We start from the raw sequence: 15,265 nt of genomic DNA, 5'->3' as shown, positions 1-15,265 counted from the left end.
AGTCCCCGCGCCGGGAGCAGGGGAGCCCTGTCCGGCCCAAGTTCCCGTTGCGCGCGTTCCCCCCGTGCGCTATCCGGCCGGAAACGCCTGAGGCGGCTTCGAAAATTTGCCGCGCCCGGCCAGCCAAACCCGAGGACGGAAACCGCCATGCCAGCCTATCGCTCCCGCACCACCACCCACGGCCGCAACATGGCGGGCGCCCGCGGCCTCTGGCGCGCGACCGGCATGAAGGATGGCGATTTTGGCAAGCCGATCATCGCGGTGGTCAACTCCTTCACCCAATTCGTGCCCGGCCACGTCCATCTGAAGGACCTCGGCCAGCTCGTCGCCCGCGAGATCGAGCAGGCCGGCGGCGTGGCGAAAGAGTTCAACACCATCGCGGTCGACGACGGCATCGCCATGGGCCATGACGGCATGCTCTACAGCCTGCCCTCGCGCGAGCTGATCGCCGACAGCGTCGAGTACATGGTCAATGCCCATTGCGCCGACGGCATGGTCTGCATCTCCAATTGCGACAAGATCACCCCCGGCATGCTGATGGCGGCGCTGCGGCTCAACATCCCCGCCGTGTTCGTCTCGGGCGGACCGATGGAGGCCGGCAAGGTCACGCTGCAGGGCAAGACCAAGGCGGTCGACCTGATCGATGCCATGGTCGCGGCCGCCGACTCCAAGGTCAGTGACGAGGACGTCAAGGTGATCGAGCGCTCGGCGTGCCCGACCTGCGGCTCGTGCTCGGGCATGTTCACCGCCAATTCGATGAACTGCCTCACGGAAGCGCTTGGTCTTGCGCTCCCCGGCAACGGCACGGTGGTCGCGACCCACGCCGATCGCAAGCGCCTGTTCGTCGAGGCCGGCCACACCATCGTCGATATCGTGCGCCGCCACTACGAGCAGGACGACGCTAGCGTGCTGCCGCGCAATGTCGCGAACTTCAAGGCGTTCGAGAACGCGATGACGCTCGACATCGCGATGGGCGGTTCGACCAACACCGTGCTGCATCTTCTCGCCGCCGCCCATGAAGGCGAGGTGAAGTTCACCATGCAGGACATCGACCGGCTGTCGCGCCGCGTGCCCGTGCTCTGCAAGGTCGCGCCCTCGGTCGCCGACGTCCATGTCGAGGACGTGCACCGCGCCGGCGGCATCATGGGCATCCTGGGCGAGCTCGACCGCGCCGGCCTGATCGACACGTCGGTTTCGACCGTGCACGCGCCGACCATGAGCGACGCGCTGGAGCGCTGGGACATCAAGCGCTCCAAGAGCGAGTCCGTCCGCACCTTCTTCCGCGCTTCGCCCGGCGGCATCCCGACCCAGGTCGCGTTCAGCCAGGAGCGCCGCTACGACGAGCTCGATGCCGACCGCGAGAAGGGCGTAGTGCGCAACCTCGATCACGCCTTCAGCAAGGACGGCGGCCTCGCCGTGCTCTACGGCAATCTCGCGCAGGACGGCTGCATCGTGAAGACCGCCGGCGTCGACGCCTCGATCCTGAAATTCTCCGGCCCCGCGCGCGTGTTCGAGAGCCAGGACGCGGCGGTCGAAGGCATTCTGGGCGGCAAGGTCGTCGCCGGCGAGGTCGTGGTCATCATCTATGAAGGCCCGCGCGGCGGCCCCGGCATGCAGGAGATGCTGTATCCGACCAGCTATCTGAAATCGATGGGCCTCGGCAAAGCCTGCGCGCTCGTCACCGACGGACGCTTCTCGGGCGGCTCGTCGGGCCTGTCGATCGGCCATCTGTCGCCCGAAGCGGCCGAAGGCGGCAACATCGGTCTGGTCAGGACCGGCGATCGCATCGCCATCGACATCCCGAACCGCAGCATCACGCTGGAGGTCTCCGACGAGGAGCTGGCCAAGCGCCGCGCCGCGGAAGAGGCGAAGGGCGATGCCGCCTGGCAGGCGATCGGCCGCAAGCGCAATGTCTCGACCGCGCTTCAGGCCTACGCTGCGCTCACCACCAGCGCCGCGCGCGGCGCGGTGCGCGAGGTGAAGCGCCGCTCGCGCTAGGTCAGAACGCCCAGGAGAATTTGCCCTTGGCGGCGTGATCGGTGACCGTGTTGCCGATCTGACCCACATAGGAGAGGCCGACCGTGATGTGTCGGCCGATCGCAAGATCGAAGCCCGCCTCCGCGAGCAGCGAGTCGCGCGCAACCGGCACACCCGCGATCGTGAACGGGGCCGGGGCGACCTGGAACGCCATCACGGCAGCCGGGGTCACGTTGTTGAATGCATGCTGCCAGGCGACGGTCGTGCGGGGGATCAGCGTCATGTCGTGCGCCAGCGGCACGAAGGTCGCGGCGCGCCCGCCGAGCGTCGCATAGCCGGTTTCGAAGGTCTGCGCCGCAACGTTCAGCGCCGCCGGGCCGCCGAGTTCGGCGGTGGCATCGGTGTGCACACGCACCCAGGCAGCCCCGGCAAACGGCTCCAACGCAACCTTGCCGAATGCGACGCCGTAGCCGATCTCGCCGAAGATCTGCCCGGTGCTGCCGTCAGTCCGTGAGGTCAGGCGATCAGCGAAGCCGACGATGTTCACCAGCCGATCGGTGTCGATCGTGTGGAACGCATAGGCGCCGCCGCCGCGCAGGTTGATGCTGCCGAACCGCCATCCGCCGTAGCCGGCGATGTGGGCGGTGTCGACGTTGGAGGCGCCGCGGCCGTCAAGCGTGTTCTTGCTGCCGGTATAGCCCGCCGCCATGCCGAGGCGACCAGTACCGCCGACGCGGGTGTCGAAGCCGCTGATGTAGCCGGCAAGATCCCGCCGCACGCTGGCTGCATTGCCATCGCCATTGAAAGTGCCCCAGGCGCCCAATCCCTGGGCCCAGAACACGGTGTCGGAGATCGCTCGCGGCGGCGCCATCGGCGCCTTCGTCACAATCGGCGATTTGCCGTAGGCGAGTGCGCTCTCCATCGCGTATGCGGCGAACGCGGTCTGCGATCCGCCGAACGACAGCGCGGCCATGGAGTCGATGTCGCCTCCATACGAGGCCTGCCGCAGCCGTCCCAGGATCGCGCCGCGCATCGCCAGGCTGTCATTCGCCAGCGTGCCGACCGTCGAGGCGTGCACCTCGCCCGAAAGCTGATCCAGCGCGGCGTTGAGTTGCGGCGAGGTCAAGCCAATCAGCGCCGAGAATGCGCCGCTGCCGCCGAGGAAAGCGGCATCAACCGCTCCCGCCGTCGCGACCTGGTTGCGGGTGCCGTTGATCAGGAAGGGCGAGACGAGCGCCTGATCAAGCACGAGATAGACGTTGTTGGCGTCGTATTCGACGTGCGGCCGCGTAACGCCGAAATTGCCCGAGATCGCCAGCGCGCCGAAGCTGCCGCTGAGCGTGCCTGCTGCATTCATGACGGTGTAGTGCGTGCCCGGCGTGTAGGTTCCCCCGGTGCCGATGGCGCGGAGCGTGCCGGCGAGCGTCGCGTTGCCGGTCACGTTGGTGCGATCCGCCGTGGCCGGCGAGACCTCGACCACGTAATTGCCGCCGCCGGCGAAGGTCAGATTACCGCTCACCGTGAGCGTGCCGATCGAGTTGCCGGGCGCAAGCGAGCCGCCGGCATTGATGATGGTGGACGACACCGTGCCGATCCCGCCCAGCGTGGCGCCGGCATTCACCGTGACGCCGCCGGTCGAGCTGATGTCGCCGTTGACCGACAAGGTTCCGCCGTTGACCGTCACGAATGCGGTTGTCGTCGACGTTCCGGTCAGCGCCCAATTCGAGGAGCCTGTCTTGTCGATCAGCCCCCAGCCGGCGTCGATCTGGCTAGCATCGAATGTGTTGGAGCCGGTGCCGGAGAAACGGATCGTATCGGAGCCGCTGCCGACGACCTGGCCGGTGAGAGTGGCGTTGGGTCCTTGCATCTCCAACGTGCTGCCGGCGCTATCGAACCGGACCCCCTCGGAAAAACTCGCGATCGTGCCGGCATTGACGATCGTGGTCGCGCCGGTGGCACGGACACCGCCGAATCCGCTGATGGTGCCGAAATTGTTGATCACGTTGTTCGTGCCGCTGACCGTGATGCCCTCGAACTGAGACCCGGTGACGGTCGCGCCCGCCGCGATGTTGATGGTGGCGCCGCCGCTGCCGGATGCGGTCGCCGCGATGCCTGGGGCGAGAAAGCCGGCGGCGCTGCCGCGGACGGTGCCGGCATTCACGTTCACGGTGATGCGGCCGTCTACCGCGTTTGCGACGATGCCGCCGCCGAAGGGGCCGTTGATCGTGCTTGAGGTCATGATGTTGATGTTGCCGGCTCCCGCGGTGACGGCGTTGATGCCTGTGAATGTAGCATCGACCGTGCCGCTGCTCGTGACGGTGATGTCGCGAGAATTGGCGGCGTTGAAGATCACGGCATTGATGCCGAGGGCGCCGCCCGTGATCGCGCCAGCCTGGTGCACGGTCACGGCACCGGTGCCGTTCGTGCTGGCGTCGATGCCGCTCGCCGCCGGATCGGTGAGCGCGATCGCGCTGCCGGACGCCGTGTTGACGATGACGGAGCCCGATCCCGTGGCGCCGCTGCTCGCGTTGATGCCGAAGTTTGTCGCGAAGATCGTGCCACCGGTCTGATTGACTGTGACGTCGCCGCTGCCGGCGGTCGCTATCGCGAGGATGCCGGTGCCGAACGACGTGGCGGCGCTGGCGCCGCCGATGGTCGCATTCGACGTCACGGTCATGGTCCCGGTGCCGAAGACGTCGAGACCTCTGGCCGCGGTAGCGCCGCTCGCGTTGACGATGGCGCCGTTGCCGGTCAGTGCGACGGAGACGTCCCCGCCGCTGATCAGGGCGCCATCGCCGAAGGACGACAGCGTCGTCAGCGAGCCTCCGTTCAGGGTCATGTTGATCGAGCTGGCCGCGATGAGCTGCATGGCCGTCGATCCCTGGAAGTTCGGCGTGACGGGAGTTCCGCTCGTCCCCATCGTGATGGTGCCGGCCCCGTTGGTGTTCATGTTGAGGCCGATGCCGGAGCCGGCCGTATTGCTGGCGCTGCCGTTGCCCGAATAAACGATGTTCCCGGTGCTGGTGCTGATGTCGAGCGCGTGCACGGCCTGGGTCGTGGTCACGGCGCCGTTGTTGACGACGTTGATGCCGGCACCGTTCGCGCTGATCGCAAGTCCATAACCGCTGACCGTCTGGCCCGGATTGATCGTGGCGCTCACGGGCCCCGCGCTGAATGCCTGCGAGCGGTCGACTGACGACGCCGTTGCGGCGTCGGTATTCGTGGTGTTGGTCGTGACGGTGCTGTTGCAGGTGACTGTGTTGGGACCCACCGTGACGGCGCAGGCGGCGAGCGCGCTGCCGGGATGCCCGGCAATGACGGCAATGAATGCGCCCGTGAAGGCCGTGCTGGCGAGCAGGGCGCGCCTGTTGCCGAGGCCGAGCTTCCCGCTCAAGGCGCGCTGGTGGCGCCGTGACACTGGTCGATGATGCATCCTTCCATCCCCTGCCGGCGGGTTCGCTTAAGTAACTGGCAGTGATTCCCAACCACGAATTATGGCAAATCCGGCTACGGGCGTCAGCAGGACGCGATGCAATCAACGCGCGAGAAATGCACAAGATGCGGTCACACCCCGGGGCTGTTGGCGGATTTTCCGGCGAGTGTGATCCGGCGGCAACGCCAACCCGCGCCGAGACCGGCCGGGCGCGAGCGGCAGCGGAAGACATCTGATCGGGCGTTGCGGATGCGCCAGGGCGGCCCATGATCGTCGTCGGCGAGCCGCGACCATTGCTCGACCGATCGACAGGCGCGCCCGAATGGTCAACGAGTCCTTAGCGGCCGGCGCACGCCGGCCGTTTGCATTAAGGATGCCCCGACGAACTTCGGCAGCTCAGAATTTGGCGGCGTATACTGATGCGACCTTCGCAAATCCATTTCGGGCAATTGGGGCACCACAATAATGTCTCGCACTCTCGCTGTCGTTTTCTCGACCGTCGTCGCTGCGATTTCCATGACGAGCGCTGCTTCCGCCGGCTGCTACAATTGCTACACGCCGCCGCCGTGCACGACCTGCTACCAGCAGCAATACGTGCAGCCGCAATACCGCACCGTCGACGAGACCGTGATGGTGTCGCCCGGCGCCGTCGTGGCGCACCGCGCGCCGGCGCAGTACCGCACCGTGATGGTGCCGCAGACCGTGATGGTGGCGCCGCCGAGCGTCCAGTACGAGCGCATCCCGCCGCAATACGCCACGCGCCAGCGCGTCGAGATGGTCCAGCCGGGGTATTCGTATTACGCGCCGGTGCAGATGGGGTGTGCGTCCTGCGGCGGCTATTGAGCTGACTAGGCTACGAAGAGTTTCCAGCGGCGCTCCCTTGGGGCGCCGTTTTCGTTTGAGGACAGCAAACGAGCCCCGGGACGGAGGCGATCCAAACCGGGCCTCGCAATCAGCGACGCCCTGCGAGATGGGGTGGGCGCCAACTTCGCGTTGCCATGCGCCGTCGACTACGTTAAGCGACAGCCATTCCGGACTTGGAAGGGTGGCCGAGTGGTTTAAGGCACCGGTCTTGAAAACCGGCGTGCCCGCAAGGGTACCGTGGGTTCGAATCCCACCCCTTCCGCCAGTATATTGTTTTCCACTGTTCGCAGTCGTTCGAACTCCACAGCAAATTCAGTAACTTGCGCCGAAGATCTGTAATTCGCAGTTCGTCGGTGTTCTCCCTAATCGGGATGCTGACCGTAGCTTTAGACCGTGGGTTCGGAGGACGATTTTCTCGGAGGAACGATGGCTGGAAGACTGAAACCACTTGACGCTGAGCGCCAAGACAAGCCCGGCAAATATGCCGACGGCGGGGGTCTCTAGTTGATCGTCAACGGACCGACCTCGAAGAGCTGGTCCTATCGATATTGGAAAGACGGCAAGGAGCGTTGGCACGGCCTCGGCTCGTTCAAGGATGTGTCGTTAAGGGATGCGCGGCTGGCCCGAGATGCAGCCCGTCTGCGCGTGAGAGGCGATCGTAGCACCGCTGGCGTGGACATCGTCCAGGAGAGGCGAAAGGAACGCGAAGAAACGAAAGCCGTCGAAACAAAAGAGGCGTTATCGACTTTCGAGGAGTGCGCGGAAGCCTACATCCGGACGAACTGGTCGACCTGGAGCGAGAAGCATCGCGACCAGTGGCCGTCCTCGCTCAAGCGCTACGCTTATCCCACCATCGGCAAGCTGACCATCCCGGAGATCAAACCGAGTCACATCCACGACCTTCTGAAGCCAATCTGGGTAGAGAAGCGCGAGACTGCGAACCGCGTCCGCGGCCGAATTGAAACGATCATTGCGAAGAACGTCGATATCGACGATCCGGACTTCCGTAATCCGGCAGAGATCACAAGGCAGTTGCGCGAGAAGCTGCCAAAACGAGCCAAGCGGGTGGTTCGGCATCATCCGGCGTTGCCTTATTCCGAAGCGCCGGCCTTCATGAAGCTCCTTGCCGGCGCGCCCGGAACTGCCGCTGCCATGCTGCGCTTCTTAATCCTCGCGGGGTGTCGCACCAACGAGGCGGTCGAAGCGCATTGGTCTGAGATCGATCGGCCGGGCTCGACCTGGAAAATCCCCGGCGAACGAATGAAGGACCAGGACCACCACGTTCCCTTGACGGATCCGGCGCTGTCGGTCCTCGACGGTATGCGCGCGAACGACGATGAGCAAAGCTTCGACGTCGTTTCCGCTTAGTGGTGATTGAACGAAGATGTTCGCTAGCCCCATGGGGCGCACGGGCCGTGAACGCCATGACACCGGCGGCCTCGCTAATTTCCAGCAAGTCGGCGGTGAGATCACCATGGGAGACATCGTCCTCCAGCAGACGTACGAGTTCGGCTCGGGATGCGACGGTTGCCATTCCCTCCTGTTCGCTCGCGTCCGGCCTGCTGCTCATTCGGCGAGGTACAGGCAGACATCACGCGCGCTTAGCGGCCAGCCGTTCGAGGAGGGCTACGGTAGTTGTCAGGCTCTGGGTCGGCGGTGTCATCTGATTGCCCACCTCGCGCGCCCGAGCGGCGCATCGTGACCCGAGAACGGTCCGCAGGTCATCGTGAAGGGTCTCCCGCGTCATGGTGGAGAAACGACGCGAGGTGCCGACCCCCAGGCGTTTGATCTGTGTAGCCCACACCGGCTGGTCGGCGCCCACCCAGAGCACAAGAGTTGGGACGCCGGATCGCACGCTGGCGGCAGTGGTGCCGGCGCCGCCATGGTGAACGATGGCCCGGCAGCGCGGTAAGAACTCGGCGTGGTTGACCGAAGGCACCATCATGGCGTCCTTCGTGGGAGTTCTGCCTTCAAGGCGCAAGACTCCCGAACAGATCAGCGCGCGTTCGCCGAGCTCCCGACACGTGTTTATGATCAGCGCAATGGTCTCGGCCGGTTTGTCGACCGGCATGCTGCCGAACCCGAAGTAAATTGGCGGGCGGTCAGCTCCGATCCAGGAACGCACGGACGCGTCGGAATGCGTGGCGGATTCCAGGGTCATCGCGCCGACCAAAGGTCTCTTCCAGCCCCATTGCTCCTCAAGCCCGGGAAAGAACACCTTGTCGTAGGCTTGAATCTCCAGCGCGCCATAGGCGACGAGTCGGCGCACGGCACGAATTTTGGACTCCGGAAGTCCCAAGGTCTGACGCTGTTCATCGTAGGCCGGCTTCAATAGGCGCCAGTGCGACCACTCGGCGACTGACCACAAGGGCTCGATCAAACTCGGGGGCAATTGAACCGGCAGCATGTGATTATTCGCCCTGACGGGGAAGTAATGCAGGGCGGCAAGGGGGACCCCTTGGGCCTCGGCCACATTGCCGGCGACCTCTTGATAAGTCGTTCCGCTGAGTATCAAATCAGAGCCGACTGCCAGCCTGGTGAGAGTCTCGCTCATTTCGGCCCAGCCGTTGGTGAGGTACTCTCGAGCCTGCCGCAGGACCTTGATGGGATTGCGCAACTTGAACCAGTCGTGGAAAATCTCCGCCTCTAGTTGCTGTTGGGAATCCGGGCCGTAAGAATCCACCGAAGATAAGCCAGCCGACTCAGCGAACCCAACGAGATTGGGAGGCACGGCCATGTTGATCTCATGACCGCGGCGCTGCAACTCGCGTGCAACGGCAGCGGCGGGTTCGATGTCTCCCCGTGTCCCGTGCACTGCGACGGTGAACTTAATAATCGCGCTCCGGTTTTCGCAGTTTCAAGTCATAGCAATCGCTTTGGTGTGGGCGCCGTCGGCTTGTTTCAGAGCTTAGAGAAGAGCAGAACACGTGGATGTCAAGAGCCGCCTTTAATGCTAATTGACAGTCGTCCAGCGCATGGCTTACGGCTTTCTCAACGAGATATTTTCTTCATAGTCTGCGCGGATTGCTCGGAAATTGATGATAAAATGATGTCTCTGCCCCAAACCCTGAGCGATGGCGTACCCGCCGCCTCCGATCTATCCGCGCTAGCGATCGACCGTAGCGCCGGCTCGGGGCGCCGCAGCCGATTGCGCCGCATCCTGGTGCGGGTACTTCTCCTCGCCATGCTTGTCGGCATTGGGGTCGGAACGTGGGCGTGGCGCCGGCATGCGCAGATCGTCGTCGAGACGGCGGTCATCTACTCCGTCTATCCATCACAAGCATTGACGCTGTTGAACGCGACCGGGTACGTCGTTGCGCAACGCAAGGCATCCGTCGCCTCGAAGGCGACAGGCCGTCTCGAGTGGCTGGGCGTACTCGAAGGCAGCAAGGTGCAGGAGGGTGAGGTGATCGCCCGGCTCGAGAGCAGCGACACGCAGGCGATGCGCGACCAGGCAGCCGCTAACGTGCAGGTTGCGGAAGCCAACCTCGCCCAGGGGCGGGCGGAGCTCACCCAAGCGGAAATCGCGTTCAGGCGCTCCGAGGCCCTCGGCGAGAAGAACATCATAAGCGACTCGACGCGCGAAACCGCTGAGGCACGCCTCGCCAAGGCGCGAGCAGCGTTTGCCGGTTACGGGGCCGCCATCGCCGCTGCGCAAGCCAATCTCCGTGTGTCCGACGTTGCCGTCGGCCAGACCCTTATCCGAGCGCCCTTCGACGGCGTTGTCCTCACGCGGCACGCCAACGTAGGCGACACGATCACACCGTTCTCGCAGGCGGTCGACACCAAGGGCGCGGTCGTCACCATTGCCGACATGGACTCGCTTGAAGTGGAGGCCGACGTGGCGGAGTCGTCGTACCTGAGCATCCATGTGGGGCAACCGGTGGAGATCCAGCTGGACGCTATCCCCGCCGAGCGCTTCGAGGGCGTGGTTAGCCGGATGGTCCCAACTGTGGATCGCGCCAAGGCGTCAACCCTCGTGAAGATCCGGTTCAAGCAGCGCGACTCGCGGATGCTTCCGGAAATGAGCGCAAAGGTGGCCTTCCTCGATCGTGAACTCGCCGAGTCAGAGCGCAAGCCTATTCTTGCAGTGCCGATGGCGGCCGTCGTTGAGGAGGGTGGACGACAGCAGGTCTACGTCGTCGAGAATGGCAAAGCCCGTCTGCAGCCTGTGGATCTCGGTATGAAGGTGGGCGACCAGATCGAGGTACGTGACCTAAAGGCCGGCACACGAGTGGTGATCCGACCGCCGGAGGATCTTGTTGATGGGCGCGCAGTCAAGCAGGCCACGAAGTGAGCATAACTGGCGTCTCCGAGGCGCCGACCGGGGAAGATGTGCTCATCGCGCTGCGCGACGTCAGCAAGGGCTACCGGCGCGGTGGGCAGATCGTCCCGGTCCTTTCTAAATTCACATTCGACATCCGTTGTAACGAGTTCCTCGCTTTGATGGGCCCGTCCGGATCGGGCAAGTCGACACTGCTCAACCTGATCGCCGGCATCGACAGTCCAGATCACGGCTCGATCAAGGTGGGTGGCGAGGACATCACGCGCCTCCCGGAAGCCGATCTCGCTGACTGGCGCGCGGCGAACGTGGGCTTCATATTCCAATTCTACAATCTGATGCCTGTGCTCACAGCGCTGGAGAACGTCGAGTTGCCTCTCACGCTCACCGGCCTAAGGCGGCGCGAACGCCGAGACCGCGCGCAACTCGCGCTCAGTCTCGTTGGCCTGAGCGATCGCGTCAAACATTTGCCCTCGGAACTCTCGGGCGGACAGCAGCAACGCGTGGCGATCGCGCGGGCGATCGTCACCGACCCGACGATGCTGGTGGCCGACGAGCCGACGGGCGACCTTGACCGGCAGTCCGCGGAGGAGGTGCTTGGAATTATGCAGCGGTTGAACCGCGAGATGGGCAAGACGATCGTGATGGTGACCCATGATGGCCGCGCGGCGGCGCATGCGAAGCGCATCATGCATCTGGAGAAGGGCGAGCTTTCTTACCTGGTGGAGCAGCGCCTTGAGTGAGTGCCAGCGATGAGCCAATGGCTCAAGCTCGTGGCGCGCAACGTCTTGCGCCACCGGCTCCGCACGTCACTGACGCTCTTCGGGCTCGTTGTTGCGATTCTCGCCTTTGGTGTGCTCCAGACCGTCGTCGACACGTGGTACGCGGGGGTTAATGGCGCCGTTCCTTCGCGGCTGCTGACCCGCAACGCCATGTCTTTCGCACTGCCGCTGCCACAAGCATATCACAAGCGCATAAGCGCTGTCGACGGCGTGCGACGCATCACCTACATGAACTGGTTCGGCGGCATCTACAAGGATCCGAAGAATTTCTTCCCGCAGTTTGCGATCGACGCCGCGAGCTATCTCGATATGCACCCCGAGATCCTCGTTTCGGACGAGGTACGGCGCGCCTTCCTGCGCGACCGCCGCGGCGCGATCGTAGGACGCAAACTCGCCGACCGCTACGGCTTCAAGCCAGGCAATGTGATTCAGCTACGCGGGACGATTTTCCCCGGTAACTGGGAGTTCGTGATCGATGGCGTCTTTGACGGCCGAGACCCTAAAACCGACACCTCGCATCTTTACTTCCGCTGGGATTACCTGAACGAAACACTCCGTGTGCGTTCCAAGGCACAGGCTGACCAGGTTGGGTTCTTCGTCGTGGACGTCGTCAGCATTGACCGCGTCGCGGAAGTCAGTCAGGCAATCGACGCAGTGTTCCGGAACTCGTTTGCCGAGACGCTCACCGAGACTGAGCGCACTTTCCAGATCGGCTTCGTGAAGCAGACCGAAGCGATGCTCATTTCCATTCGGATCGTCTCATTCGTGGTTATCTTTATAATCTTGTCCGTTATGGCAAACACAATGGCGATGACGGCGCGCGAGCGACTCCGCGAGTATGCAACGCTGAAGGCCATTGGCTTCAGCCCCGGCTACGTGGCACGATTGATCCTTGGCGAATCCGTCGTGATAGCATCGATCGGTGGCGCGATCGCTATCGGGCTCACGCCCCCGGTTGCCGCGCACCTGGCCGTACTCTCCGCGACGCTCTTCCCAGCACTGATCGTGAGCGTCAGCACTGTCATGTTGCAGGCACTTTCGGCCTTGGTGGTCGGGGCCCTCGCCGCGGTATTTCCAATGCACCGGGCAGCACGTGTCAGCATCGTCAATGGTCTTCGGGCGTTGGGCTGAACATGCCGTTGCTGCTCGCCTACAGCTGGCGCAACCTGCAGATGCGCAAATTCACCAATTTTCTCACCGCGACAGGCATGGCCCTTGTGGTGTTTGTCTACGCTGCCGTGCTCATGCTTGACTCCGGACTCAAGCGAACTCTCGTCGCCACCGGCGAGGACACGAACGTCATTTTCGTACGCCGCTCCGCGGAAGTCGAGATCCAGAGCCTGATCGACCGTCTGCAGGCCAGGATCATCGAAAGCCAGCCCGAGGTGATCATCGGGGCCGAAGGCGCGCCGCTCGTATCGAAGGAAGTGGCTGTGCTGATCGCGCGGCCAAGAAGCAAGACCAAACAGGCGAGCAACATTTTGGTCCGCGGCGTTGGTCCAGCCGTTCTGGCTGTGCGTCCGCAGGTGCGGCTCGCGGAGGGACGCATGTTTCGCCCGGGATCGGACGAGATCGTAATGGGCGGAGCGCTCGCGGGGCGTTTCGAAGACCTCGAGATTGGATCAAGCCTCAGGTTCGCTCACCGCGACTGGAAGATCGTAGGCCGGTTCGACGCGGGGGGCAGCGGGTTCGACTCCGAGATCTGGTGCGATAACGAGCAGCTCATGCAGTCGTTTCGGCGAGACTTTTTCTCCTCGGTCACGGTGCGCCTCGCTGATCGCTCCAGCTTTGATGCGCTCAAGGCGCGCCTCGAATCGGATCCCCGCCTTACCATCCAAGCCAAACGCGAGCGCGTCTTCTATGAGGAGCAGTCCCGCCTGCTCTCCGGGTTCATTCGGCTGCTCGGGATCACGCTCTCGGTGATGTTCTCACTGGGCGCGGTCATTGGCGCGACGATAACGATGTACGCGGCCGTCGCCAGCCGCATGGTGGAGGTCGGGGTCCTGCGCGCGCTCGGATTTCGGCGCTCGCGGATCCTCATGGCTTTCCTTGTCGAGGCGCTGCTGCTCGCGCTCGTCGGCTGGGTGGTGGGGCTTTCGTTCGCATCGCTCATGATGCAGGTGAAGATAACGACGCTCAACTGGACGTCGCTCTCCGAGCTCGCATTTCGGTTTGTCCTGACGCCCGGGATCGTGCTGCGGTCGCTCGTCTTCGCGCTTGTGATGGGCTTTCTCGGCGGATTCCTGCCGGCTGTACGGGCCGCCCGCATGAAGATCGTTGACGCGCTACGCGTCGCTTGAGTGTTCGGCAGCCGCTTTGGCCGGCATGCGGTGCACCTTGGTGCTCGGCAACAGTTAATCGGTCAAGCCCCACCTTCCGTTGCGCCAAGTCTTGGCCAAGGATGCAACGTCCCCTCTTGTTTATCCGTTATCGTCAACTGACCGTCCCGCACAGGCCCATGTCCGCGAGCGCATCGCGCACCAATGGTGCCAATTCGGCGCGTGTCGTTGCGCCGTCTGGCACGTAGCCGGACACGGTAAAGCAAAGCCGTTCACCGAGACGGTAGCACCCGATGAATAGCACGCCGCCCAGCCTTTGGAGGTCCGGGACCGTGTAGTGCTCCAGAATGGAGAGTTGCAGAAGCAATGCCTCGCCGCAGGGGCGGTTCACGTCCAGCGGCAACTCGCCTACCAGGCTACAGCCAACGGGCAGGCCCGCGCCGAGCGCCTCCCGCTCCAGACGACGCACCAGCCACAGCGGCACATACGGAATCAGCGGAAACAGCGGCGACAGATCATCGCCGTGCCGGATCAGCGAGGCCAGCGCAGCCTTGAGATCTCGCTGTAAGCCGCGCGGATCCTTGCGGCAAGCCTCGGGGTCCGCCATCACTGTGATCGACCGCAGCGCGTTGCCGCGCCGGTCATCTGAACGGCGGTCGCTGACCGGCAGCACCAGCTTCGCCCGTCCTGAGGCGTCCACGCGGCCCACCCGGAAAGCGATCCGTGCTGCGAACGCCACGATCAGCGTGTTGCTTGCCACGCCCAGATCCGACGCGCGCTGTTGGCAAGCCGCTGCGTCCATGACCACCTCAACAAGTGGCACATCCGCTGCCGGCTCAAAGTGATCGTGGCTGGTTCGAGCGCGGGAGCTCGGACGCGACACGCCCGCGCTCCCATTGCGCGACCGCCGCACGAGAGCCACCAGAGCGCGCCAAACGCCAGGCAGGGCGCGTAAGCTCTCAACACCGTCGCGCGCCAGCATCACTGGAGACCAGCGCCAGGACGGGGCTGGGAGTCCATGGTCGGCATGTCGTCCAGCCACCGCGTCAGCGATGGCCAGATTGGTGGCTTGCATGTCAGCGATCGTGTGCGACACCAGCATGGTCAGCGCGCAGCCACCGTCCTCAAGCGCTTGGACGGCCAGGCGCCAACCTGGTCCGCGCTCGGGATCCACAGGTAAATCGAGCAGCATACGGCGCAACTCAAGCAGCCTCTCATTGGGGAGCGGGTCGCGAAACCATGTCACTGGGCCCGGCACAGGGTTGGCCACCCAACGGTGCCGCCCCCATGGCAATGGTGAACGCTGCAGGAGGCGTCCTAGCAACCCTCGTGCGAGGCGCTCGCTGAACTGTCTCACGGCGGCTTCATCGATCGGGTGGGGATATAACCAGGTGATCTGCAGCGCTGGCCCGCGTCCGAGCGCGCGCAATCCAACGAATGAGCCTTGGTCCATATAGCACAGCACGTCATCTGCGCCGGCGTCGCCGGCCCCGCCGCGGCGTTCCCGCAACTTGTTGGCAGAGGAAGGGTTCACTTCTTGAGCCCCCTGTCTCTTAGCTGCACGATGAGATTGCCGCATCAAGGCCGGTAATTCCAGGCGATGTACGAACGCTGCGCGCCGCGTGTTCCCGACAGCCCGGTCTCCGGG

The 15,265-nt window shown here is 64.2% G+C and carries 10 protein-coding genes and 1 tRNA gene; 8 read left to right on the top strand and 3 right to left on the bottom strand.

All coding sequences use genetic code 11. The features are described from left to right. The first annotated feature begins 147 nt into the window (after positions 1 to 147). Complete coding sequence (ilvD, locus tag BRA471DRAFT_RS19790; RefSeq protein WP_007610431.1) at positions 148 to 1,998, top strand: dihydroxy-acid dehydratase; 1,851 nt, start codon at positions 148 to 150, stop codon at positions 1,996 to 1,998. 1 nt (position 1,999) lies between these two features. Here ilvD and BRA471DRAFT_RS19785 read toward each other — a convergent pair whose 3' ends face one another. Continuing rightward, positions 2,000 to 5,410, bottom strand: coding sequence for an autotransporter domain-containing protein (locus BRA471DRAFT_RS19785; RefSeq protein WP_007610429.1), 3,411 nt, complete (start codon positions 5,408 to 5,410; stop codon positions 2,000 to 2,002). A gap of 516 nt (positions 5,411 to 5,926) precedes the next feature. Here BRA471DRAFT_RS19785 and BRA471DRAFT_RS19780 point away from each other — a divergent pair. The 3 genes from BRA471DRAFT_RS19780 to BRA471DRAFT_RS19770 all read left to right on the top strand — a co-directional run bounded on the left by BRA471DRAFT_RS19780 (position 5,927) and on the right by BRA471DRAFT_RS19770 (position 7,642). Further along, positions 5,927 to 6,253, top strand: coding sequence for a hypothetical protein (locus tag BRA471DRAFT_RS19780; protein WP_035969507.1), 327 nt, complete (start codon positions 5,927 to 5,929; stop codon positions 6,251 to 6,253). A gap of 196 nt (positions 6,254 to 6,449) precedes the next feature. After that, positions 6,450 to 6,539 (top strand) — tRNA-Ser (locus BRA471DRAFT_RS19775). Positions 6,540 to 6,778: 239 nt separating this feature from the next. Then, on the top strand, positions 6,779 to 7,642 hold the full coding sequence (locus tag BRA471DRAFT_RS19770; RefSeq protein ID WP_050992646.1) for an integrase arm-type DNA-binding domain-containing protein: 864 nt from the start codon (positions 6,779 to 6,781) through the stop codon (positions 7,640 to 7,642). 223 nt (positions 7,643 to 7,865) lie between these two features. On the opposite strand, the gene BRA471DRAFT_RS19765 is transcribed toward BRA471DRAFT_RS19770, so the two are convergent. Next, entirely contained in the window at positions 7,866 to 9,089 is a 1,224-nt protein-coding gene (locus BRA471DRAFT_RS19765) for a glycosyltransferase (protein ID WP_007610426.1), read from the bottom strand. A 231-nt stretch (positions 9,090 to 9,320) separates the two neighbouring features. On the opposite strand from BRA471DRAFT_RS19765, the gene BRA471DRAFT_RS19760 reads away from it, so the two are divergent. Genes BRA471DRAFT_RS19760 through BRA471DRAFT_RS19745 form a run of 4 tightly spaced genes read left to right on the top strand, consistent with a single transcriptional unit; the run spans position 9,321 to position 13,638 of the window. Further along, positions 9,321 to 10,571 carry an efflux RND transporter periplasmic adaptor subunit gene (locus BRA471DRAFT_RS19760; RefSeq protein ID WP_007610425.1) on the top strand — a complete coding sequence of 417 codons (1,251 nt, stop codon included), beginning with the start codon at positions 9,321 to 9,323 and terminating at the stop codon, positions 10,569 to 10,571. Positions 10,572 to 10,609: 38 nt separating this feature from the next. Further along, positions 10,610 to 11,299, top strand: a complete 690-nt coding sequence (locus BRA471DRAFT_RS19755) for an ABC transporter ATP-binding protein (RefSeq protein ID WP_035975025.1) — start codon at positions 10,610 to 10,612, stop codon at positions 11,297 to 11,299. Between the two features lie 9 nt (positions 11,300 to 11,308). After that, positions 11,309 to 12,469: an ABC transporter permease gene (locus BRA471DRAFT_RS19750; RefSeq protein WP_007610423.1), complete on the top strand. Its 1,161-nt coding sequence runs from the start codon at positions 11,309 to 11,311 to the stop codon at positions 12,467 to 12,469. Positions 12,470 to 12,471: 2 nt separating this feature from the next. Next, a complete protein-coding gene (locus BRA471DRAFT_RS19745) occupies positions 12,472 to 13,638 on the top strand; it encodes an ABC transporter permease (RefSeq protein ID WP_007610421.1) in 1,167 nt (388 codons plus the stop codon). A 133-nt stretch (positions 13,639 to 13,771) separates the two neighbouring features. Here the strand turns inward: BRA471DRAFT_RS19745 and BRA471DRAFT_RS38375 are convergent, their stop codons facing one another. After that, positions 13,772 to 14,809 carry a hypothetical protein gene (locus BRA471DRAFT_RS38375; protein WP_157234083.1) on the bottom strand — a complete coding sequence of 346 codons (1,038 nt, stop codon included), beginning with the start codon at positions 14,807 to 14,809 and terminating at the stop codon, positions 13,772 to 13,774. Positions 14,810 to 15,265: the final 456 nt, after the last annotated feature.

Origin of the sequence: Bradyrhizobium sp. WSM471 (assembly GCF_000244915.1) — a bacterium.
Lineage (GTDB): Bacteria > Pseudomonadota > Alphaproteobacteria > Rhizobiales > Xanthobacteraceae > Bradyrhizobium.
Note: the sequence above shows the minus strand (reverse complement) of the source record. Positions and strands in the feature narration are given on the sequence as shown.

What these genes read in the sequence shown, in the direction of transcription:
- ilvD (WP_007610431.1), top strand. Translation starts at nt 148, where the DNA reads ATGCCAGCCTATCGCTCCCGCACCACCACCCACGGCCGCAACATGGCG.
- BRA471DRAFT_RS19785 (WP_007610429.1), bottom strand. Translation starts at nt 5,410, where the DNA reads ATGCATCATCGACCAGTGTCACGGCGCCACCAGCGCGCCTTGAGCGGG.
- BRA471DRAFT_RS19780 (WP_035969507.1), top strand. Translation starts at nt 5,927, where the DNA reads ATGACGAGCGCTGCTTCCGCCGGCTGCTACAATTGCTACACGCCGCCG.
- BRA471DRAFT_RS19760 (WP_007610425.1), top strand. Translation starts at nt 9,321, where the DNA reads ATGATGTCTCTGCCCCAAACCCTGAGCGATGGCGTACCCGCCGCCTCC.
- BRA471DRAFT_RS19750 (WP_007610423.1), top strand. Translation starts at nt 11,309, where the DNA reads ATGAGCCAATGGCTCAAGCTCGTGGCGCGCAACGTCTTGCGCCACCGG.
- BRA471DRAFT_RS19745 (WP_007610421.1), top strand. Translation starts at nt 12,472, where the DNA reads ATGCCGTTGCTGCTCGCCTACAGCTGGCGCAACCTGCAGATGCGCAAA.
- BRA471DRAFT_RS38375 (WP_157234083.1), bottom strand. Translation starts at nt 14,809, where the DNA reads ATGCTGCTCGATTTACCTGTGGATCCCGAGCGCGGACCAGGTTGGCGC.